Source organism: Halopseudomonas salina (assembly GCF_014637955.1).
GTDB classification, from domain to species: Bacteria; Pseudomonadota; Gammaproteobacteria; order Pseudomonadales; family Pseudomonadaceae; genus Halopseudomonas; species Halopseudomonas salina.
In genome coordinates this window covers 1-21,837 of sequence record NZ_BMFF01000009.1, presented here as the reverse complement: position 1 = coordinate 21,837, position 21,837 = coordinate 1, and the positions used below count along the sequence as shown (strand labels likewise).

At 58.0% G+C, this 21,837-nt stretch carries 21 protein-coding genes; 18 read left to right on the top strand and 3 right to left on the bottom strand.

From position 1 onward, the window contains the following. The first annotated feature begins 26 nt into the window (after window positions 1-26). The 10 genes from IEV54_RS16040 to hisC all read left to right on the top strand — a co-directional run bounded on the left by IEV54_RS16040 (window position 27) and on the right by hisC (window position 7,898). Complete coding sequence (locus tag IEV54_RS16040; RefSeq protein ID WP_150279243.1) at window positions 27-845, top strand: ATP-binding cassette domain-containing protein; 819 nt, start codon at window positions 27-29, stop codon at window positions 843-845. Continuing rightward, window positions 842-1,624: a lipid asymmetry maintenance ABC transporter permease subunit MlaE gene (gene mlaE, locus IEV54_RS16035; RefSeq protein WP_150279244.1), complete on the top strand. Its 783-nt coding sequence runs from the start codon at window positions 842-844 to the stop codon at window positions 1,622-1,624. The genes IEV54_RS16040 and mlaE overlap by 4 nt, the downstream gene beginning before the upstream one ends. Before the next feature lie 18 nt (window positions 1,625-1,642). Beyond that, window positions 1,643-2,107 (top strand): outer membrane lipid asymmetry maintenance protein MlaD, encoded by a 465-nt coding sequence (mlaD, locus tag IEV54_RS16030; protein WP_150279245.1) that lies wholly within the window; start codon window positions 1,643-1,645, stop codon window positions 2,105-2,107. A 23-nt stretch (window positions 2,108-2,130) separates the two neighbouring features. Beyond that, window positions 2,131-2,766, top strand: coding sequence for an MlaC/ttg2D family ABC transporter substrate-binding protein (locus IEV54_RS16025; protein ID WP_150279272.1), 636 nt, complete (start codon window positions 2,131-2,133; stop codon window positions 2,764-2,766). Further along, window positions 2,763-3,068, top strand: a complete 306-nt coding sequence (locus IEV54_RS16020) for an STAS domain-containing protein (RefSeq protein ID WP_188434485.1) — start codon at window positions 2,763-2,765, stop codon at window positions 3,066-3,068. The genes IEV54_RS16025 and IEV54_RS16020 overlap by 4 nt, the downstream gene beginning before the upstream one ends. 28 nt (window positions 3,069-3,096) lie before the next feature. Next, window positions 3,097-3,336 carry a BolA family protein gene (locus IEV54_RS16015; protein WP_150279247.1) on the top strand — a complete coding sequence of 80 codons (240 nt, stop codon included), beginning with the start codon at window positions 3,097-3,099 and terminating at the stop codon, window positions 3,334-3,336. 64 nt (window positions 3,337-3,400) lie between these two features. Continuing rightward, window positions 3,401-4,663 carry a UDP-N-acetylglucosamine 1-carboxyvinyltransferase gene (gene murA / locus IEV54_RS16010; RefSeq protein ID WP_150279248.1) on the top strand — a complete coding sequence of 421 codons (1,263 nt, stop codon included), beginning with the start codon at window positions 3,401-3,403 and terminating at the stop codon, window positions 4,661-4,663. A 19-nt stretch (window positions 4,664-4,682) separates the two neighbouring features. Further along, the gene (gene hisG, locus IEV54_RS16005; protein WP_150279249.1) at window positions 4,683-5,324 is read left to right on the top strand and encodes an ATP phosphoribosyltransferase; all 642 of its coding nucleotides are present in this window, start codon (window positions 4,683-4,685) and stop codon (window positions 5,322-5,324) included. 41 nt (window positions 5,325-5,365) lie between these two features. Next, window positions 5,366-6,676: a histidinol dehydrogenase gene (gene hisD / locus IEV54_RS16000; RefSeq protein ID WP_150279250.1), complete on the top strand. Its 1,311-nt coding sequence runs from the start codon at window positions 5,366-5,368 to the stop codon at window positions 6,674-6,676. A gap of 166 nt (window positions 6,677-6,842) precedes the next feature. Further along, window positions 6,843-7,898, top strand: coding sequence for a histidinol-phosphate transaminase (gene hisC, locus IEV54_RS15995; RefSeq protein WP_150279251.1), 1,056 nt, complete (start codon window positions 6,843-6,845; stop codon window positions 7,896-7,898). An 11-nt stretch (window positions 7,899-7,909) separates the two neighbouring features. Here hisC and IEV54_RS15990 read toward each other — a convergent pair whose 3' ends face one another. Continuing rightward, entirely contained in the window at window positions 7,910-9,049 is a 1,140-nt protein-coding gene (locus tag IEV54_RS15990; RefSeq protein ID WP_150279252.1) for a S1C family serine protease, read from the bottom strand. A 174-nt stretch (window positions 9,050-9,223) separates the two neighbouring features. Between IEV54_RS15990 and IEV54_RS15985 the strand changes: the two genes are divergently transcribed. From IEV54_RS15985 to tadA, 5 genes are all read left to right on the top strand, one after another. After that, window positions 9,224-9,982 carry a Nif3-like dinuclear metal center hexameric protein gene (locus tag IEV54_RS15985; protein ID WP_150279253.1) on the top strand — a complete coding sequence of 253 codons (759 nt, stop codon included), beginning with the start codon at window positions 9,224-9,226 and terminating at the stop codon, window positions 9,980-9,982. A gap of 142 nt (window positions 9,983-10,124) precedes the next feature. Then, window positions 10,125-11,030 (top strand): sulfate adenylyltransferase subunit CysD, encoded by a 906-nt coding sequence (gene cysD / locus IEV54_RS15980; RefSeq protein ID WP_150279254.1) that lies wholly within the window; start codon window positions 10,125-10,127, stop codon window positions 11,028-11,030. Between the two features lie 98 nt (window positions 11,031-11,128). Next, complete coding sequence (locus IEV54_RS15975) at window positions 11,129-11,470, top strand: four helix bundle protein (RefSeq protein ID WP_150279255.1); 342 nt, start codon at window positions 11,129-11,131, stop codon at window positions 11,468-11,470. 48 nt (window positions 11,471-11,518) lie between these two features. Further along, entirely contained in the window at window positions 11,519-13,426 is a 1,908-nt protein-coding gene (gene cysN / locus IEV54_RS15970) for a sulfate adenylyltransferase subunit CysN (RefSeq protein WP_150279256.1), read from the top strand. A 12-nt stretch (window positions 13,427-13,438) separates the two neighbouring features. Further along, window positions 13,439-13,891 carry a tRNA adenosine(34) deaminase TadA gene (gene tadA / locus IEV54_RS15965; protein WP_223825550.1) on the top strand — a complete coding sequence of 151 codons (453 nt, stop codon included), beginning with the start codon at window positions 13,439-13,441 and terminating at the stop codon, window positions 13,889-13,891. 139 nt (window positions 13,892-14,030) lie between these two features. Here the strand turns inward: tadA and mltF are convergent, their stop codons facing one another. Beyond that, window positions 14,031-15,539, bottom strand: coding sequence for a membrane-bound lytic murein transglycosylase MltF (mltF, locus tag IEV54_RS15960; protein ID WP_223825551.1), 1,509 nt, complete (start codon window positions 15,537-15,539; stop codon window positions 14,031-14,033). Window positions 15,540-15,619: 80 nt separating this feature from the next. On the opposite strand from mltF, the gene purL reads away from it, so the two are divergent. Then, entirely contained in the window at window positions 15,620-19,525 is a 3,906-nt protein-coding gene (gene purL / locus IEV54_RS15955) for a phosphoribosylformylglycinamidine synthase (RefSeq protein ID WP_150279257.1), read from the top strand. Window positions 19,526-19,773: 248 nt separating this feature from the next. On the opposite strand, the gene IEV54_RS15950 is transcribed toward purL, so the two are convergent. After that, window positions 19,774-20,739 (bottom strand): integron integrase, encoded by a 966-nt coding sequence (locus IEV54_RS15950; protein WP_150279258.1) that lies wholly within the window; start codon window positions 20,737-20,739, stop codon window positions 19,774-19,776. A gap of 219 nt (window positions 20,740-20,958) precedes the next feature. Here IEV54_RS15950 and IEV54_RS15945 point away from each other — a divergent pair, with 219 nt between their 5' ends. Then, complete coding sequence (locus IEV54_RS15945) at window positions 20,959-21,252, top strand: DUF7957 family protein (RefSeq protein ID WP_150279259.1); 294 nt, start codon at window positions 20,959-20,961, stop codon at window positions 21,250-21,252. Between the two features lie 82 nt (window positions 21,253-21,334). Next, window positions 21,335-21,691, top strand: coding sequence for a hypothetical protein (locus IEV54_RS15940; RefSeq protein WP_150279260.1), 357 nt, complete (start codon window positions 21,335-21,337; stop codon window positions 21,689-21,691). Window positions 21,692-21,837: the final 146 nt, after the last annotated feature.

The following is a 21,837-nucleotide window of genomic DNA, read 5'->3' as shown; positions in this document are numbered from 1 at the left end:
CGGTAGCCAGGAAGCCCGATTTTTTTATGACCGACGATTCAGAATTCATCGTTGACCTCAAACAGGTCACCTTCAAGCGCAGCGGACGCACCATTTTTGATGGTGTGGATATCCGTATTCCGCGCGGCAAGGTGACCGGGATCATGGGGCCTTCAGGCTGCGGCAAGACCACCTTGCTGCGGTTGATTGGCGCGCAGCTGCGGCCCGAAAGCGGCGCAGTACTGGTCAACGGACAGGATATTCCCAAGCTCAAACGAGGCGATCTTTTCCGCGCCCGGCAGAACATGGGCATGTTGTTTCAGAGTGGCGCGTTGTTCACAGACCTGAGTGTGTTTGAAAACGTGGCTTTTCCTTTGAGGGTGCACACCGAGCTCAGCGAGGACATGATCGGCGATATCGTCAAGCTCAAGCTGCAGGCTGTGGGTTTGCGCGGCGCGCACACATTGATGCCCGACGAGCTGTCCGGCGGAATGAAGCGGCGTGTAGCGCTGGCGCGCGCCATCGCACTCGACCCGCAATTGTTGATGTACGACGAACCCTTCGTAGGTCAGGACCCAATCTCAATGGGTGTGCTGGTGCGTCTGATCCGGTTGCTCAATGATGCGCTGGGGCTGACCAGTATTGTGGTGTCCCACGACCTGACCGAAACCGCCAGTATTGCCGACTATTTATACGTGATTGCTGATGGACAGGTATTGGGCCACGGGGCGCCGGGCGAGCTGATGGAGTCCAGTAACCCGCGCATCCGGCAGTTCATGCGCGGCGAGCCAGATGGACCGGTACCTTTCCATTATCCGGCTGACGAATTGACCAGCGATCTGTTGCAGCGGGGTGAGCATAAATGAAGACCCTCGCTGATCGCCTGGCGTTGATGGGTGCCTCCGGGCTGGACGTGATCGCAGCCATCGGCCGGTCCGGCGTGTTTCTATTCCATGCCATCACTGGTCGTTCAAACTTTGGCAGTGGCTGGAGCCTGTTCATCAAACAGCTCTATGCCGTGGGCGTACTGTCTCTGGCAATCATCATCGTATCCGGACTCTTTATCGGGATGGTGCTGGCCCTGCAGGGCTACAATATTCTCAGTACCTACGGTTCCGAGCAGGCAGTGGGGCAGATGGTAGCTTTGACCCTGCTGCGTGAACTTGGGCCGGTTGTGACTGCTCTATTGTTTGCAGGCCGTGCGGGTTCCGCGCTGACTGCCGAAATTGGCTTGATGAAAGCGACTGAGCAGTTATCCGGCCTGGAGATGATTGGCGTCGATCCGCTCAAGTATGTGATTGCGCCGCGATTGTGGGCTGGCTTCGTGTCCATGCCACTGCTGGCAATGATCTTCTGCGTTGTCGGGATTTGGGGCGGAGCCATGGTTGCGGTCGACTGGCTCGGCGTTTATTCAGGCTCATACTGGGCCAATATGCAAAACTCCGTGGAGTTTGGCAGCGATATCATCAACGGCCTCATAAAGGCAGTGGCCTTCGCGTTTGTGGTTACCTGGATCGCGGTATTCCAGGGTTATGATTGCGAGCCCACCTCGGAAGGTATCAGCCGGGCAACCACCCGTACCGTTGTTTATGCCTCCCTTGCCGTACTCGGCCTGGACTTTATCCTCACAGCTTTGATGTTCTGATCAGCAAGGAAACCGAACATGCGTACCCGTACTTTAGAGTTGACCGTCGGCCTGTTCATACTGGTTGGCATCATGGCACTGCTGGTTCTGGCGCTGCGGGTCAGCGGGCTGAGCGTCAGCCCGGGAGCTGATACCTATAAGGTTCATGCCCATTTTGACAATATTGCCGGCCTGACTCCCCGTGCCAAGGTCACCATGTCCGGTGTAACCATCGGCCAGGTGACGGCCATCGAGTTCGACAAGACCCGTTACACAGCGCGGGTCGAAATGGCGATCGACGGCAGCGTCAACACCTTGCCTTCTGATAGTGCAGCCTCGATCCTTACAGCGGGTTTGCTCGGTGAAAAATATGTCGGCATCAGCGTGGGTGGTGAGGACACCATGCTCAAGGATGGCGATCGAATTGTGGACACTCAATCGGCACTGGTACTGGAAGAGCTGATTGGTCGTTTCCTCCTCAGCACCGTCAGTAAAGAAGACTAATACGGAGAATGATTATGCGAGCCATGTTCAAAGCACTGCTGGTACTGGCCCTTGCTGCTCCGCTTGCGGTGCACGCGGCGCTTACGCCCCATGAAGTGGTCGAAGACACTTCCGTACGGGTAATGGAAGTTCTGGACGCCAACCGCGAGACCTACAAACAGGACACGGACGCCTTCCTTGACGGACTCAACGAGATCATGAATCCGGTGGTCGACTTCCGTGGGATTGCGCGCAGCGTGATGACGGTGCGTTACAGCGGCCGTGCTACCGACGAGCAGATGGACCGCTTTATCGAGACTTTCAAGCGCAGCATGGTGCAGTTTTACGGTAACGCCCTGCTGGAATTCGATAGCGGTATGATCAAGGTGTTGCCACCCACAGGTCGGGGCAAATACGGTGATGACCGCACTAGTGTCGACATGGAGATTCGTACCTCCAATGGCATGGTATACCCCGTTACCTACACCATGGTTCTTATTGACGACCAGTGGAAGGTGCGCAACGTCATAGTGGAAGGTATCAACATGGGCTTGCTGTTCCGTGATCAGTTCGCCCAGGCAATGCAGTCCCACCGTGGCGATCTGGATGCCGTTATCGACAATTGGGGGACCGTGGTTGCCCAGTCCGCCAAGACAGTAGAAAAAGAGGTAGAGAATTGAGCGCCAGTATTGTCAGTGACAACAACGGCCTGATTCGGCTCGAGGGTGTGTTGGACTTTACCACTGCGGTGAGTCTGCGCTCCGATATCGAGGAGGCAGTCAAGGCACAGTCCAGCGATATTACACTTGATTTTGCCGGCGTCACCTTGACCAACAGCGTCGGACTGTCACTCATACTGGTTGCTGCGCGGGCCCTGGAAGGGCGTGAAGGCAGCCTGCGTTTACAGAGTGTGCCCGACGGACTACGGAGTATTGCCCGGGTCTGCGAGCTGGAAGACTGGCTGGGCACACTGACAGTCTGAAAATTATTTTTTAACGGATGGGAAATACATGCAGTCCGAACAGGTTAAACAATTGATAGAGCCGCAATTGCCCGACACTGAAGTGCTGGTGGAAGGCGAGGGCTGCAATTTTCAGCTGAATGTGATCAGCGATACCCTGGCGGCAATGAGTCCGGTCAAGCGTCAACAGCAGATCTACGCGCTACTGGGTGACCAGATAGCGGATGGCAGCATTCATGCCGTCACCATGAAATTCTTTACCCGTGACGCCTGGAATCAGCGCGCCTGAAGCGGTAACACGTCAAAGCCACACTTACCTGGCGTCCTGCGCCTGACAAGAGAACATATTGCACATGGACAAACTGCTCATCACCGGCGGCAACCGCCTGGATGGAGAAATCCGCATTTCCGGGGCAAAAAACTCCGCGCTGCCCATTCTGGCAGCCACCCTGCTCGCGGACGGACCGGTGACAGTCTGTAATTTGCCGCACCTGCATGACATCACCACCATGATCGAGCTCTTTGGCCGCATGGGTGTTGAGCCGGTGTTGGACGAGCGGATGAATGTGGCGGTTGACCCAACACGCATCACCACGCTGGTTGCGCCCTACGAACTGGTCAAGACCATGCGTGCGTCCATCCTGGTGCTGGGTCCAATGGTGGCGCACTTCGGCTATGCCGAGGTGGCCTTGCCCGGTGGTTGTGCCATCGGTTCACGCCCGGTTGACCTGCACATTCGCGGTCTTGAGGCCATGGGCGCCGAAATTACCGTGGAAGAGGGCTATATCAAGGCCCGCGCGCCCGAAGGCGGCTTGCGCGGCGCACATTTTTTCTTTGATGTGGTCTCGGTAACCGGTACTGAAAACATTCTGATGGCCGCCACCCTGGCCAACGGCCGCACCATACTGGAAAACGCCGCCCGTGAACCCGAAGTGGTGGATCTGGCCGAATGCCTGATCGCCATGGGCGCGAAAATTTCCGGTCACGGCACCGACACCATCACCATCGACGGAGTGAAAAGCCTGCACGGTGCGCGATACTCGGTGATGCCTGACCGCATCGAGACCGGTACCTATCTGGTCGCTGCGGCGGCAACAGGCGGGCGCATCAAGCTCAAGGATACCGACCCGACCATTCTCGAAGCGGTTTTGCTCAAGCTGGTTGAGGCCGGCGCCCAGATTGATACCGGCAAGAACTGGATATCTCTGGACATGAAAGGTAACCGGCCAAAGGCAGTCAATCTGCGTACTGCCCCCTATCCGGCATTTCCGACGGACATGCAGGCTCAGTTCATTGCCATGAATGCGGTGGCTGAAGGCACTTCGACAGTCATAGAAACGGTGTTCGAAAACCGCTTTATGCACGTGCAGGAAATGAACCGTATGGGAGCTCACATCACCATCGAGGGCAATACTGCAATCGTTACCGGTGTAGAAAAGCTCAAGGGTGCGCCTGTCATGGCCACCGACCTGCGCGCATCGGCCAGTCTGGTTATCGCTGGTCTGGTTGCCGAGGGCGAAACCCTGGTCGACCGGATTTATCACATCGACCGCGGTTACGAATGTATCGAGGAAAAGTTGCAGATGCTTGGCGGTATAATCCGCCGCGTCTCCTGAGCCAAACAAGGGATCACGCATGACCCAGAGTCTGACTATCGCCCTGTCCAAGGGTCGCATTCTTGACGATACGCTGCCGCTGCTGAAGCTGGCTGGCATCGAGCCGCTCGAGGATCTGGACAAAAGTCGCAAACTGATTTTCGAAACCACTGATCCTGATGTGCGTTTGCTGATCATCCGCGCCACCGATGTGCCGACCTATGTGGAGCTGGGTGCAGCGGACATGGGCGTGGCTGGCAAGGATGTGCTGATGGAATATGGCAGTCAGGGGCTCTATGAGCCACTGGACCTGAAAATTGCCAATTGCCGACTGATGACTGCCGGGCCGGTGAATACCCCAGAGCCCAAGGGGCGTCTGCGGGTGGCCACCAAGTTCGTCAACGTGGCGCGTCGCTACTACGCCGAACAAGGCCGTCAGGTCGAGGTCATCAAACTGTACGGCTCCATGGAGCTCGCACCTCTGGTTGGTCTGGCAGACAAGATCATCGACGTGGTCGACACCGGCAACACCCTGCGGGCCAACGGCCTCGAGGCGCAGGAACTGATTGCCACCATCAGCTCCAGGCTGGTGGTCAACAAGGCCGCAATGAAAATGAAGCACGCCCGGATCAAGGCACTGATTGAATTGCTGGCTGCTGCGGTAGAGCAGCGCTCCGCCTGAAAGCCCCTTACGAACCCACTTATTCTGAAAAGGTGAATGTGATGAATGCACCGCTGAAAATTGCCCGTCTGGACGCCAGTCAGTCTGACTTCAGCCAGCATCTCGACACGTTGCTGGCCTGGGAAGGGGTATCGGATAAAGGCGTCAACCAGCGTGTTGAAGAGATCATTGCTGCCGTGCGCGCACGGGGTGATGCTGCGCTGATCGAATATACCGCCCGTTTTGATGGGTTGGATGTCAGCTCCATGGCAGACCTGACCCTCGACCGTGCTCGGCTGGAGCTGGCGCTGGAGCGTATTACTCCAGAACAGCGAACGGCTCTCGAGTTTGCCGCCGAGCGAATTCGTGTGTATCACGAGCATCAGGTACAGCCTTCCTGGCGCTACACCGAGCCGGACGGCACCATTCTTGGCCAGCAGATTACACCGCTGGACCGCGCCGGCCTCTATGTGCCGGGTGGTAAAGCGTCTTACCCTTCGTCAGTGTTGATGAACGCGATTCCCGCCAAGGTAGCCGGTGTACGGGAAGTGGTCATGGTCGTGCCCACGCCCCGTGGCGAGATCAACGAGCTGGTGCTTGCCGCTGCTTGCCTGGCGGGCGTAGACCGCGTGTTTACCCTGGGTGGTGCTCAGGCGGTGGCGGCAATGGCCTACGGCACCGAGACCGTTCCGCGGGTGGACAAGATCGTCGGCCCAGGCAATATCTATGTAGCCACAGCCAAACGCTCGGTGTTCGGCCAGGTGGGAATCGACATGATTGCCGGCCCTTCCGAGATTCTGGTGGTGTGTGACGGTCAGACTGACCCGGACTGGATTGCGATGGATCTGTTCTCCCAGGCCGAACACGATGAGGATGCGCAGTCGATCCTGCTATCGCCGGATGCGGATTTTCTCGACGCCGTTGAAGCCAGTCTCAATCGTCTGCTTGACGGTCTTGAGCGGGCCGATATCGCCCGTGTTTCCCTGGAGAATCGCGGTGCGCTGATCAAGGTAGACAATCTGGAACACGCCTGCGAGGTGTCCAACCGCATCGCTCCAGAGCACCTGGAATTATCGGTAGCCGACCCGGAAAGCCTGTTGTCGCAGATTCGCCACGCAGGCGCCATCTTCATGGGCCGCTACACCCCCGAGGCAGTAGGCGATTATTGCGCCGGCCCGAACCACGTATTGCCTACCTCAGGCACGGCGCGCTTCTCCTCACCTCTGGGTGTCTATGACTTCCAGAAGCGCTCCTCGGTGATCTTCTGCTCACCCGAGGGTGCTTCCGAGCTGGGCAAAACAGCATCGGTACTGGCCCGCGGTGAAAGCCTGACAGCGCACGCGCGCAGTGCGGAATACCGTATAAAGCCCTAGCTGCAAGCTGCAAGCTGCAAGCTACAAGCTACAAGCCAAAAGCCAAAAGCAGCAAGCTACAAGCACCAATAACCGTTCCGACGCTCGTCGCTGCAGTATGCACGGACGGCTTGCCGCTTGAAGCTTGCAGCTTGCAGCTTGAGGCTATTTTATTGAGGATTGATCTGTGAGCCGATTCTGGAGCCCGTTCGTTGCCAGCCTGGTGCCCTATGTGCCCGGCGAGCAGCCCAAGCTGGACAATCTGGTCAAGCTGAACACCAATGAAAACCCCTACGGGCCCTCGCCCAGGGCGATTGAAGCCATTCGCGCAGTGCCTGATGACAGCCTGCGGCTTTACCCGGCGCCTGACGCCGAGGGTTTGAAGGGCGCTATCGCCGATTACTATGGCGTACAGAGCAACCAGGTATTTGTCGGCAATGGTTCAGACGAGGTGTTGGCCCATGTGTTTCATGGGCTGTTCCAGCATGGCAAGCCCTTGTTGTTCCCTGATATCAGCTACAGCTTTTATCCGGTCTACTGCGGTCTCTACGGAATACAGGCACAGACCATACCCCTGACCGACGACTTTCGGATCAATGTAGACGATTACCTGCAGCCCAATGGCGGCATTATCTTCCCCAATCCCAACGCGCCTACGGGTATTGCACTGGGGTTGAGTGCAATCGAACAGCTGCTCAAAGCCAATGCAGATTCGGTCGTGGTAGTGGATGAAGCCTACGTGGATTTTGGCGGCCAGACCGCTATCAGCCTGATCGATCAGTATCCCAACCTGCTGGTAACCCAGAGTCTGTCCAAGTCACGCTCCCTGGCGGGGCTGCGGGTTGGGCTTGCCGTGGGTCATGCTGATCTCATTGAGGCGCTGGAGCGAATCAAGAACAGCTTCAATTCCTACCCGCTGGACCGACTGGCGCTCGCTGGAGCCGAGGCGGCATTTGTTGATACGGCGTACTTTGAAGATACTCGGCAAAAGGTCATCCAGAGTCGGGAGCATCTTGCTGAGACACTTCAAGACATGGGGTTTGAGGTACTACCTTCGGCGGCAAACTTCGTATTCGTTCGCCATCCTGACCATGATGCAGCTGCGCTGGCGAAAGGCCTCAGGGATCAGCGTGTGATCGTGCGCCACTTTGCGAAGCCGCGTATCGATCAGTTTCTGCGCATCACCGTGGGGACCGAGGAGCAGAACAGCAAGCTCATCGCCGTTCTGCGCGACCTGCTCTAAGATTCTAGCGCTCAGGGGCGGAAGTTGGGCCGCACGCCCACTGCCGCCTCGAAGCTTATTGCCTTGCCCTCACGCAGCACTTCAAGGGTTACAGTTTCACCGGGGTCGGCTCTGGCCACCTGGTTCATTGCCTGTCGACCGGTAATCGCAGGTTCGTTTTCAATCCGCAATATCACGTCACCCGGCATCAGGCCCGCCAGGGACGCAGGTCCGTCACGGTACAGTCCGGAAATGACCAGGCCCGTGCCTGCGTCCACGTTGAGCGCTTCGGCCAGTTCAGCGGTGAGGGGTTGCACTTCCACCCCCAGCCAGCCACGCACCACCCGGCCGTTCTTGATGATTTCCTGCATCACCTCTGCTGCCAGCTTCACCGGAATCGCAAAACCGATGCCCTGAGATCCGCCCGATTGGGAGAAAATCGCCGTATTGATTCCCACCAGATTGCCGGCGGTATCGATCAGTGCGCCGCCCGAGTTGCCCTGGTTGATCGCCGCATCCGTCTGGATGAAGTCTTCGTAGGTGTTGAGTCCCAGCTGGTTGCGACCCGTGGCGCTGACGATCCCCATGGTCACCGTCTGACCAAGACCAAACGGATTGCCGATGGCCAGCACCACGTCGCCCACCTGCTGTTCACCGGCGCCGCTGATCGAGATGGATGGCAGATCGCCGAGTTTGATCTTGAGAACCGCCAGATCAGTTTCGGGATCGGTCCCCACCAGGGTCGCAATGGCTTCGCGCCCATCGCGCAGGCCAACCAGGATCTGCTCCGCACCGGCAATCACATGATTGTTGGTAAGCAGGTAGCCATCTGGGCTGAGAATTACCGCAGAGCCCAGACTCGAGTCGCGTCTTGTGGGTGCGGGTAAGGCGTCTGAGTAATCACCGGTGGCAGGGTTGGGGAGTAAAGGCTGCCCAATCTGATTGGCTACGCGCTTGGTTGTGTATACATTGGCTACTGCTGGCGCTGCACGCTGCACAGCTATACGGTAAGACCCTTGCCCAGACTTCTCATCCTTATCGGGTGGGGCTATCTCGATAACCGGATCACTCGCCGGCATGCCCAGAGGTTGTGGGTAATACTGCAGCAAGACGAGTGCCAGCAGCACGCCGCAGGTCACTGGCCAGCCCCAGTCGCGCATCAATTCATTCATCAAACAGTCCCGATCCCGCCCGCAGCCAATGGCCGTTAGTGCTGCATAGTATAAGGGGATCAAACCCATAAATGCAGGTATTGCGCCGGGGAGTGGCCGGGTAGGTGCAGAACTGGCCAAACAGGTTCACAGCGCAGACAATACGCGCAGGTTCTATACACAGGAGGCTCCCCCATGGTGGAAAGGTCAACGCTGGTCGATTACTGCAACAACCTGCTGGAATCAGATGCGTTCCAGGATTACTGCCCCAATGGGCTACAGGTGGAAGGAGCAGGCCAGGTACAGCGGCTGGTGACTGGCGTAACCGCCAGTCAGGCATTGGTAGATGCTGCCGTGGCCACCGGCGCGCAGATGCTGCTAGTGCACCATGGGTACTTCTGGAAAGGTGAGCCTGCGGCAGTGACCGGTATCAAGTATCGTCGCCTCAAGGCGCTGCTTGGCGCAGACGTCAATCTGCTCGCCTACCATCTGCCGCTGGATGTGCATGGCGAACTGGGCAACAACGTGCAACTGGCAAAACTGCTGGGCTGGAAGGTGCTTGGCGGGCTTGAACCGGACAACCCCCGTTCGGTAGGGCTTTACGGCGAATTGCCCGAAGCAATGGAGGGTGGCGCGCTGGCACGTCATATGGCCGACGTGCTGCAGCGCGAGCCTTTGCATATCGCCGGTAATGACCGCCCCATCAAACGTATTGCCTGGTGTACTGGTGCAGCCCAGGGCTATATCGAACGGGCTATCGCCCTAGGCGCCGACGCTTATGTGACCGGGGAAGTGTCCGAGCCCACGGTTCACGCAGCGCGGGAGAATGGCATCCACTTTTTTGCTGCCGGACACCATGCGACAGAGCGGTATGGCGTCAAGGCTCTGGGCGAGCATCTGGCCGAGCGCTTTGGCCTGCACCACGAATTTATCGATATCGACAACCCGGTTTGAGCGGTAACCGGCAGGCGACCCGAGCTATATTGATATGCTTTAAAGGTATTAAAACACGCCTTATTAGATTGCTTGGCGTTTGATACAATGCCGTCAACTGAATACGGGATGCGCCTCGTCCCCTTGATATCGCGAGTACGCCATGCTGGAAAAACTGACTCATCTCAAGCAACTGGAAGCGGAAAGCATCCACATCATTCGTGAAGTGGCTGCGGAGTTTCAGAATCCGGTGATGCTCTACTCGATCGGCAAGGACTCCGCTGTAATGCTCCACCTGGCGCGCAAGGCCTTCTATCCTGGTCGCCTGCCGTTCCCGGTCCTGCACGTGGATACCGGCTGGAAGTTCCGCGAAATGTACAAGTTCCGCGAGCGCATGGTCGAAGAAATGGATCTCGACCTGCTGGTGCATCAGAACGCTGAAGGCCTGGCCCAGGGCGTAGGCCCCTTCACCCATGGCAGCGCCGTGCATACCGACGTGATGAAGACCCAGGCGCTGAAGCAGGCCCTGGACAAGTACGGTTTTGACGCGGCCTTCGGTGGTGCCCGCCGTGACGAGGAAAAGTCCCGCGCCAAGGAGCGCGTCTACTCATTCCGCGACAAGCATCACCGCTGGGATCCCAAGAACCAGCGTCCCGAGCTGTGGAACGTCTATAACGGCAAAGTACACAAGGGCGAAAGCATTCGCGTATTCCCCCTGTCCAACTGGACCGAACTCGACATCTGGCAATACATCTACCTGGAAAGCATCCCGATTGTGCCTCTGTACTTTGCCGCCGAACGTCCGGTAGTCGAGCACAACGGCTCATTGATCATGGTCGATGACGAGCGCATGCCCATGGAAGAAGGTCAGAAGCCGGAAATGAAAATGGTTCGTTTCCGTACCCTGGGCTGTTACCCCCTCACCGGCGCCGTCGAATCCACCGCCGCCACGCTCCCGGAAATCATCCAGGAAATGCTCCTGACCCGTACATCCGAACGCCAGGGCCGCATGATCGATCATGATCAAGCCGGATCGATGGAAGAGAAGAAGAGGCAGGGCTATTTCTAGCGGTAGCTAAAAAAGCGGCAAGCCTCAAGCTGCAAGCGACAAGCAGATTGGAGCAGTCGCCGTATTTACGATTTATAACGGCAACATGGAGGTTGCTGATGGATTTTGAAAAGCTTGAGGTCTGGCATCGCAGCAAAGCGCTTTCGGTTGCCATGTATCGAGCGCTGGCAGACTGCCCGGATTATGGCTTCCGGAATCAACTGACGCGGTCTGCTCTATCCGTTCCAAGCAATATCGCCGAGGGAATGGAGAGAGCTGGCAATGCAGAGAAGCGTTACTTTCTCAGCGTTGCCAAAGGGTCTTGCGCAGAAGTGCGCACGCAGCTGATGGTAGGACAAGAGATTGATTACGTGGAGCAGGCGTTTGCCGCGCATTGGATCCATGAAACACGCGAGCTGTCGCGAATGCTGACAGGCTTGATTAATAGAATTACTGAATAATTGCACGGACAGCTTGCCGCTTGTCGCTTGCAGCTTGGAGCTTGGAACATGAGTCACCAATCAGAACTGATCAGCGAAGATATCCTGGCGTACCTCGGCCAGCACGAACGCAAGGAACTGCTGCGTTTTCTTACCTGCGGTAACGTCGACGACGGCAAGAGCACGCTGATCGGGCGTTTGCTGCATGATTCCAAGATGATCTACGAAGATCATATGGAAGCCATTACCCGCGACTCCAAGAAGTCTGGCACCACCGGTGAAGAGGTCGATCTGGCGCTGCTGGTCGATGGTCTGCAGGCCGAGCGCGAGCAGGGCATCACCATTGACGTTGCCTACCGCTATTTCTCGACCGCCAAGCGCAAGTTCATCATCGCCGATACCCCCGGCCATGAGCAGTACACCCGCAACATGGCCACCGGTGCCTCGACCTGTGATCTGGCGATCATCCTGATCGACGCCCGTTACGGCGTGCAGACCCAGACCAAGCGCCACAGCTTTATCGCCTCCTTGCTGGGTATCAAGCATATCGTTGTTGCAGTAAACAAGATGGATCTGAAGGACTTCGATGAAGGCGTCTTCAATCAGATCTGTGACGACTACCGCGAGTTTGCCAAGGGCTTGGAAATGCTCGACGGCAATAGCGTACATTTCGTGCCGATGTCTGCACTCAAGGGCGACAACGTCGTCAACCGTAGCGAGCGCAGCCCCTGGTATACCGGCCAGACCCTGATGGAGATCCTCGAGACCGTTGAAGTCGCCGCCGATCGCAACCTCAAGGATCTGCGTTTCCCGGTCCAGCTGGTTACCCGGCCGAACCTTAACTTCCGCGGCTTTGCCGGCACCCTGGCATCCGGTGTCGTGCACAAGGGTGATGAGTTGGTCGTATTGCCATCGGGCAAGAGCAGTCGGGTCAAATCCATTGTCACCTTCGACGGAGAGCTGGAAAGCGCCGGTCCTGGTCAGGCAGTGACGCTGACCCTGGAAGACGAAATCGACATCTCCCGTGGCGACGTGCTCGCGCATATCGACAACCGCCCCCTGATCGGCGATCTGTTTGAAGCCAATCTGGTGTGGATGGCCGACCAGCCGATGCAGCCGGGCCGCAAGTACGATATCAAGCGAGCAACCAGCAACAGCCCGGGCTCCTTTACCCGGATCGTACACCGCATCGACGTCAATACGCTGGAAAAACAGGATGCGCCCGAACTGGGTCTGAACGAGATCGGCCGCGTCGAGTTATCCCTTGAGCGTCCGATTGCCTATGACGACTACCGGGCCAACCGCACCAGCGGCTCGTTTATCGTCATCGACCGCATGACCAATGGCACCGTTGGCGCCGGCATGATTGTCGCCAAGGGCCTGTTGGGTCAGAACACCACCGGTAGCCGCCATGGCGGGTTCGCCCATGTGACTGCCAGCGAACGCGCGCAGCGTTTCGGCCAGGAGCCGGTTACTCTGCTGTTTACCGGTCTTTCCGGTGCCGGCAAGAGCACCCTGGCCTATGCGGTTGAACGCAAACTGTTCGACAGCGGCCGTGCCTGCTACGTGCTCGATGGCAAGGAGTTGCGTCAGGATCTGAGCAAGGGGCTGACACAGGATGCCGCTGGCCGCGCCGAGAATCTGCACAAGGGCGCACGTATTGCCCGGCAGATGAACGAAGCCGGACTGATCGCGCTGGGAGCCTTCGTGGCTCCGACCGCGGAAAGCCGCGCTCAGGCCCGTTACATTCTGGGTGAGCGCTGCTTGATGGTGTATCTGGATACACCCATGGACGTCTGCCAGGAACGTGATCCTTCCGGTCTGTATGCAGCTAATGCCGAAGGCACCATACCGGGCGTTTCCTATCCGTACGAAGCTCCGGCTGATGCGGATCTGGTGTTGGACACCAGCAAGCAGAATCTGGAGACCTGCGTTGCCGAGGTGATAGAGCTGCTCAGAACCCGCAAGTTGATCTGAGCGCGACCGCCGATGAAGCCCGCCGACATCGACTTTATGCGCCTGGCCCTGGCCGAGGCGCATCTTGCCGCGGAGCTAGGCGAGGTGCCGGTGGGCGCGGTACTGGTGCACCAGGGCCGGGTGATCGGCAAGGGCTTCAATCAACCGATCAGCAGTAACGACCCCAGTGCCCATGCCGAGATGGTTGCCCTGCGCCAGGCCGCCCTGGCCCAAAGCAACTACCGCCTGCCGGACACCACCCTGTACGTCACCCTCGAACCCTGCACCATGTGCGCGGGCCTGCTGATTCACAGCCGCGTCTCGAGGCTGGTGTTCGGCGCCAGCGAACCCCGCGCCGGCGCCGTGATCAGCCGCGCGCAGATCTTCGACCAGCCCTGGATGAACCACCGAATTGAAGTGGAAGGCGGGGTTTTGGCGGAGGAGTGCGGGGAAGTGCTCAGGGCGTTTTTTAAAGGGCGGAGGTGAAGCCCCAAGCCCAAACACAGCGGCAAGCGGCAAGCGGCAAGCTGTCCCTGCCCACTCAGATCCAGGGGTAGAGGTTTGGTCTAGGGTTTTCTTGCAGCTTGCCGCTTGAAGCTTGCAGCTGGACTAACTCCCGCAAGACTTAAAAGTTTTGCGGGAGTTGGTCCAGGATTCCCGGCGCATGATATTGCTCGGCATCCGCCTGGGCCATTTCGGCCTGTGGCTGGGTCACCCATTGCAGGATCTCGTGGTAGCGGCGGATGTTCTGCACGTAGTGCACCGGCTCGGCGCCGCGGGCATAGCCGTAGCGGGTCTTGGTGTACCACTCCTTTTTCGATAGCAACGGCAGGTGGTCCTTTACGTCGACCCAGCGATTGGGGTCGCGGCCGTTGCTGCGGGTCAGGTTGCGTGCGTCATCCAGGTGACCTATGCCCACGTTATAGGCGGCCATAGCAAACCAGGTGCGATCAGGCTCGGGGATGTCTTCGGGTAACTGGTCGCGCACCCAGATCAGATACCGGGCGCCGCCAAAAATACTCTGCTTTGGATCGATACGGTTGGTCACGCCGACGAATTTGGCGGTGGGCAGCGTCAACATCATGATCCCACGCACGCCGGTGAACGACACGGCATCCGGATCCCATAAGGACTCCTGGTAGCCCATTGCTGCCAACAGGCGCCAGTCCAGTCCGTACTGATCACCGGCTTGACGGAACAGAGTCTCATAGCGTGGCAAGCGTTGCAGCGTGTGCTGGGCGAACCAGCGGGCTCCCACGTAGTCGAGCACGTCGGCATGGCCGTAGAACCGTTCAACCAATTGATCCAGCGTGCCATCGGCGCGTATGCCGGCAAAGAACACATCCACTGCCTGTTGCAGGCTGTCATCCTCGCCGGGGGGTAAGGCCCAGGCCATAGGTTGGGGTTCGGACAAATCAAAACCCACCCGCACTGCCGGATAGAACGCCTGGTTTACCACCAGCTCGTTGGAATACACCACCGCATGGTCTATCTCGTTGTCATTGACCAGGCGCAGCAGGTCAACCACCTCGACCCGGTCGGACTCTTCAAATACCAGGTCTGGATGCTCGGTCTGCAAATCACGTAGTTGGTCCGCCAGGGTGCTGCCCTTGAGCACCATGATGCGCTTGCCGTAAAGATCTTCGAGCGTACGCGGCTGCGACTCGCCATGGCGATAGACCACCTGGGGGGTGACATCCATGTAAGGTGTGGAGAAGCGCACCTGGTCAGAACGTTGCGGGTTGACGGTAATGCCGGCCGCGCCGATATGAGGACCGGTGGGCTCCGACATCTGCTCGAACAGCTCATCCAGGGTGTCGATGGTTTCCACTTCCAGGTCCAGCTGAAGACTGTCGGCAAAGCGCTTGCTCAGCTCGTATTCCAACCCGGTATTACCGTGGCGGTCCTGGTAAAAAGTGGTGGGTGTGTTGCGGGTAGCCATGCGAACTACACCCTGGTCGCGCATTTGCTCCAGGTGGGTAGTGGGTTGCTCGCAGCCCGACAACAATGCAGTAAAAAGCACTATGGTCGAAAACGGCAGCAGAGCTAATCGAGTCAGTTTTGCTGGCATGGGAGTGAGTATATGCAAAAGCGCAGGGCGGACATAGCTGCCAGCTGTTCGACTATGTGTCATCAGCCTGCCATGGCCCCCAACGCCAGCTTGGGGTATCCTATGTGCCTTCTTTTTTACACTTCTCCGAGGCCGTAACCAGCATGCATACACTGCGTGGCGCCCCAGCCCTTTCCCCATTCCGTCGTGACAAGCTCCTGGCCCGATTGCAGGAGCGTGTTCCCGGCGTGAGCGCCGTTTACGCCGAGTTCATGCACTTTGCCGAGCTGCGCGAAGCACTCGATGAGGCGCAGCTGGAAGTGCTCGAGCGTATTCTGCGTTACGGCCCCTCGGTTCCTGCCGAAGAGCCGCGGGGCAGCCAGTTTCTGGTCGTGCCGCGGTTTGGCACCATTTCTCCCTGGTCCAGCAAGGCGACCGACATCGCACATAACTGCGGCCTGGAGTCTGTTGTCCGTCTGGAGCGAGGTATCGCCTATCACGTGACCAGCGCGGATGGGGAGCTGAGCGCCGCCGATCACAAGCAGGTCGCAGCACTGCTGCACGACCGCATGACCGAGCGTGTACTGGACAACGTCGAGGCCGCAGCCGACCTGTTCCGCCATGCTGAGCCGCAACCCTTCCAGCGCGTCGACATTCTCGGCGGTGGCCGCAAGGCACTGGAGCAGGCGAATATCAGCCTCGGTCTGGCGCTGGCGGATGACGAGATCGACTACCTGGTCGACAGCTTCAAGGAGCTGGAGCGTAATCCCAGTGACGTCGAACTGATGATGTTCGCGCAAGCGAACTCCGAGCATTGCCGCCACAAGATCTTCAATGCCACCTGGGACATTGACGGTGAAGCGCAGGACAAGAGCCTGTTCGGCATGATCAAGAACACCTACCAACTGCACAGCGAAGGCGTGCTGTCTGCCTACAAGGACAACGCCGCAGTCATTGAAGGCTTTGTCGCCGGGCGTTTCTTCCCGGTTGCCGGCAGCGGCGAATACCGCGCCCATGAAGAGCCTGTGCACATCCTGATGAAGGTCGAGACGCACAACCACCCCACAGCGATTGCACCTTTCCCCGGTGCTGCCACCGGCTCCGGCGGCGAGATTCGTGACGAGGGCGCCACCGGTCGCGGCGGTAAGCCCAAGGCGGGTCTGGCCGGTTTTACCGTCTCCAACCTGCGCATCCCAGGCTTCGTTCAGCCCTGGGAAGAAGATAACGGCAAGCCCGAGCGTATTGTCACGCCGCTGCAGATCATGATCGATGGTCCGCTGGGCGCCGCTGCCTTCAACAACGAATTCGGCCGGCCAAACCTGACCGGTTACTTCCGTACCTGGGAGCAGACCGTCAACTCCCCGCGCGGCCCTGAGATCCGTGGCTATCACAAGCCAATCATGATCGCCGGTGGCATGGGTAACATCCGTGCCAACCACGTGGAAAAGGCCGAAATCACTGTTGGTGCCAGGCTGATCGTTCTCGGCGGACCGGCGATGCTGATCGGTCTCGGTGGCGGTGCTGCCTCCTCTATGGATACCGGCAGCAGCGCTGAAGATCTTGATTTTGCTTCGGTACAGCGCGAAAACCCGGAAATGGAACGCCGCTGTCAGGAAGTGATCGATCGCTGCTGGCAGCTGGGCGACAAGAACCCGATCGCCTTCATCCACGATGTGGGTGCCGGTGGCCTGTCCAACGCCTTCCCGGAACTGGTGAATGATGGTGGTCGCGGAGGTCGTTTCGAACTGCGCAACGTCCCCAACGATGAGCCGGGCATGAGCCCATTGGCAATCTGGTCCAACGAATCTCAGGAACGTTATGTCATGGCCGTGGATAACAGCGATTTCGATCGCTTCCAGGCTATCTGCGAGCGCGAGCGCTGCCCCTTCGCTGTCGTCGGTGAAGCTACAGAAGAGCAGTTGTTGACTCTGAGCGACAGCCATTTTGAGAACAATCCGGTCGACATGCCCCTGTCGGTATTGCTCGGCAAGCCGCCACGCATGCACCGCAGTGTTGAGCGTGAAGCCGAGCCCGCGGATGACTTTGACGCCAGTGCACTGCCCTTGGAAGAAGCAGTGAACCGCGTGTTGCGTCTGCCCTCGGTGGCGAGCAAGGGCTTTCTGATCACCATTGGTGATCGTAGCATTACCGGTCTGGTTGCCCGTGATCAGATGGTTGGACCCTGGCAGGTACCGGTCGCCGATTGCGCCGTGACTGCCAGCAGTTTTGATGTGCACACCGGTGAAGCCATGGCCATGGGCGAGCGTACACCGCTGGCATTGCTCGATGCGCCTGCATCCGGCCGCATGGCCGTCGCCGAGGCCATTACCAACCTGGCCGCCTCACGCATCGACAGCATTTCCGATATTCGCCTGTCCGCCAACTGGATGGCTGCCGCCGGCCACCCCGGGGAAGACGCTCGCCTGTATGACACCGTGCGCGCCGTCGGCATGGAACTGTGCCCGGCACTCGGCATCACCGTGCCGGTGGGCAAGGATTCCATGTCCATGAAAACCCGCTGGGATGATGCCGGCGAAGACCGCAGCGTGACCTCGCCGATGTCCCTGGTGGTCACCGGCTTTGCACCGGTACAGGACGTGCGCGCCACGCTCACACCACAATTGCATCTCGACCAGGGCGATACTGATCTGATCCTGATCGACCTGGGCCGTGGCCAGAACCGCCTCGGCGGCTCTGCGCTGGCGCAGGTATACAACAGCATCGGCCAGACCGCACCGGACCTGGACGACGCCGAAGACCTCAAAGCCTTCTTTGCTGTGATTCAGGGTCTGAATCAGGATGAGCTGCTGCTGGCTTATCACGACCGGTCCGACGGGGGTCTGCTGACCACCTTGGCCGAGATGGCCTTTGCCGGTCACTGCGGCTTGAAAATCCAGCTCGACGTACTGGCCGACGCCGCGAGCGAGTTGCCTGCTGCCTTGTTCAATGAAGAACTGGGCGCCGTGATTCAGGTACGCCAGAGCGATACCGAAGCCGTTCTCAGCCAGCTTTCAGCCGCTGGCCTGGGTGACTGCAGCGCTGTGATCGGCCAGCCGCAAGGGCCGCAGGACTTCTGGTTTAGCTTTGCCGGCGAAGACGTACTCACCGGCACTCGGGCAAGCTGGCAGCGGGCCTGGAGCGAAACCAGCTGGCACATCCAACGGATGCGCGACAACCCCGATTGTGCGGATCAGGAGTTCGAGCTGCTGGCCGACGACGCCAACCCCGGGCTGCAAGCCATGCTCAGCTTCGACATCAACGAAGATGTGGCTGCGCCATTCATCAGTGGCAGTGCGCGCCCGCGCATCGCCATACTGCGCGAGCAGGGCGTTAACGGTCAGGTAGAAATGGCCGCCGCCTTTACCCGCGCCGGGTTCACCGCCGTTGACGTGCACATGAGCGACATACTCAGCGGCCGGGTGCATCTGGAAGACTTCCGCGGGCTGGTCGCCTGTGGCGGCTTCTCCTACGGTGACGTGCTCGGAGCCGGCGAAGGCTGGGCCAAGTCGATTCTGTTCAATGCCCAGGCCCGTGAGGATTTCAGCGCCTTCTTTGCCCGCCCCGATACCTTCACCCTGGGTGTGTGCAACGGCTGCCAGATGCTCTCCAACCTGCGAGAACTGATTCCCGGCAGTGAGCATTGGCCACACTTTGTGCGTAACCGCTCCGAGCAGTTTGAAGCGCGGGTCGCCATGGTCGAAATCCAGCCATCGCCCTCGATCTTCCTCAGCGGCATGGTCGGCTCGCAACTGCCCATTGCCATCGCCCACGGTGAAGGCCACGCCGAGTTCGCTGATAGCGCAGCCGTGGACGCCTGTGAAGCAAGCAATAGCGTCGCAATGCGCTACGTGGACAACCGCGGCCGCATGACCGAACGCTACCCGGCCAACCCCAACGGCTCGCCGCGCGGTATCACCGGCCTGACCACCCGTGACGGCCGAGTCACCATCATGATGCCCCACCCGGAACGCGTATTCCGCGCCTCGCAAAACTCCTGGCACCCCAGTGAGTGGAGCGAAGACGGTGCCTGGATGCGCATGTTCCGCAATGCCCGAGTCTGGGTCGGCTGACGCCACCCAGAGCAGTAACCAACACCCCGGCGCCCGCCGGGGTTTTGCTTTTTGGTCGCAACTCACAACCAGCGAAAATCCCTTTGGACAATTCCCGCTGCTCTGGATTACTCTCAGGGTACGCAACGGAATGCGAGCTCCATCCCGCCTCCAGGCAAGGACAGCCTGCACTCCTTTCAAACCAAATATAACGAGCTTCTTCCACTTGTCCGGGAACAGGATAGGGCGGTAGCGTGCCTGAACACAGTTCAGCCCAAAGGGCTCTGCACACCCGCAAAGCCCTGGCCGAGCACATGGGTGTATATCTGCGTAGTGCGCACGTCCGCATGGCCAAGCAGGGTCTGTACGGTGCGAATGTCGCTACCGCGGCGCAGCAGCTCGGTAGCGAACGTATGTCGAAAGGTGTGGCACCCAGCCGGTTTGCCAACACCCGCTTCGCCGACGGCGATCTTCACCGCTCGCTGGATACTGCTGACATGCACGTGATGACGAACACTGTTTCCGTCCTCATCCAGACAGATATTGTTGGATGGGAAAAGCCATTGCCACTCAAGAGATCGCGAAGCTGAGGGATATTTCCGACGTAACGCAAAAGGCAGGGAAACCGGGACGGCAAAAAAACCGTCCTGGCTTTTCCAGTCGGAAAAAATGCGCTGATTGCGGTGATGTAAAGCTTGAATAAGCGCCGTAGGGAGTAACGTAGTGCGATCTTTGCCACCCTTACCATCTCTCACGGTGATGATTTGCCGATCAAAATCGATATCCTTGATACGCAAGCGCGACGTTTCCACAACGCGCAAGCCGGCGCCATACATCAGCGAGGCCATCAGTTTGTAGGGTTCGGCCAACCGATCAATGATGCTCATCGCTTCTGCATGGGTCAGCACCACAGGCAAGCGGGGAGGGCGTTTGACCCTCACCGTTTCACCAATGTCTCCAAGGGGATGCTCAAGCACTCGCGCATACAGAAATACAATCGCGTTCAGCGCAAGGTTCTGGGTCGCCGCAGCCACTTGCCGATCAGTTGCCAGCCAGCTGAGAAAGGCGTTTACCTCGGCCGGGCCAAGCTCAAGCGGGTGACGCATCTGATGAAAGCGAATGAAGTAACGGATCCAGTACCAGTAGCTTTTCTCTGTTCGAATGCTGTAATGGTTTACACGAATCACCGCGCGAAACTGATCGCGCAGGCGCGGCTTGGGAGAGGGGCTGTCCATGCTGACTCCAATGCTGTGTATTTATACAGTAGTAATAGGTTCATAGAATGTCGAAGTCAAGCGAATACGAGCTGGAAGCATCGCGTAGGTGCTAAAACGTTGTTATAGCTAGGAAAAGGCTTCCGGTGCCCTCGAAGGAGTCCCGGAGTTATATCGAACCATCCGTTATGCATTAACACCGCATGCGGTCTAATCACTGTTATGTTTCCTAGGGTCATCATGGAATATCAAGAAATTATTGAACTCGATGGCGGAAACCGGATGGCACTAATTTATGTAGCCGGTGATAAGACTATTCCAATCAAAGAGGCTAATTCAAATATCGTCTGCTTTGATAACAATATGAATATAATTTGGCGAGTATCTGCGCCGGCTACTGGTTTTGAAAGAGACTCCTTCGTAGAGCTTAATAAAGAGAGCAATGGCATAATTACCGGTCGCCGTTTCTTTGGTAACACATACACAATAAATCCATCCACAGGTGAGGCAACGCAATCAGGGTGGCAGAAATGAAACATAACAAGCGGCAGCAGCATCGCCCCTTCGGGGCTGGACTCGCTGACGCTCGCCGCTGTGCCGGACGTTATGCATATTTATGAAATGGCATCCGAGCAAGAAGAAGCGCGCACGAAATGAAGAATCGGTCAAAGCATCGCGCGTGTCCGGACTCTCCATGCTAAGCGATGTTTTTGAGAGCTTGATGCGTTCCAGAAAGCAAGGCTGGCTCTATTTTTGTATTTTCGTTTTTCTCGTAATCTTTTTGGGAGCCCATTTAGCTCAAGCAGCAACGACCTTATCAGTACCCAACATTCGAACTACAGAATCAGTGCATTTTGGCACTAGGCCGGCATGGTTCACTTTTGTCGTGTTTTTCAAGCTTGCGGCCTGGCTGTTCAGCGCTACCTATATGGCCATCTTCATCAAGAGCCTTCTGTGGCGTAAAAATGCATAACCAATCACTGCATGGGACCGCTTCTCCGCCGCTTCGCGGCTACAAACCGGCCCATGAGTTCACACGTTAGCACTCTATGAAATACATCGACAGTAGAAGCCATATTGGCTATGGAATGTACAAAAATGTATCTGAACTGAAACTCA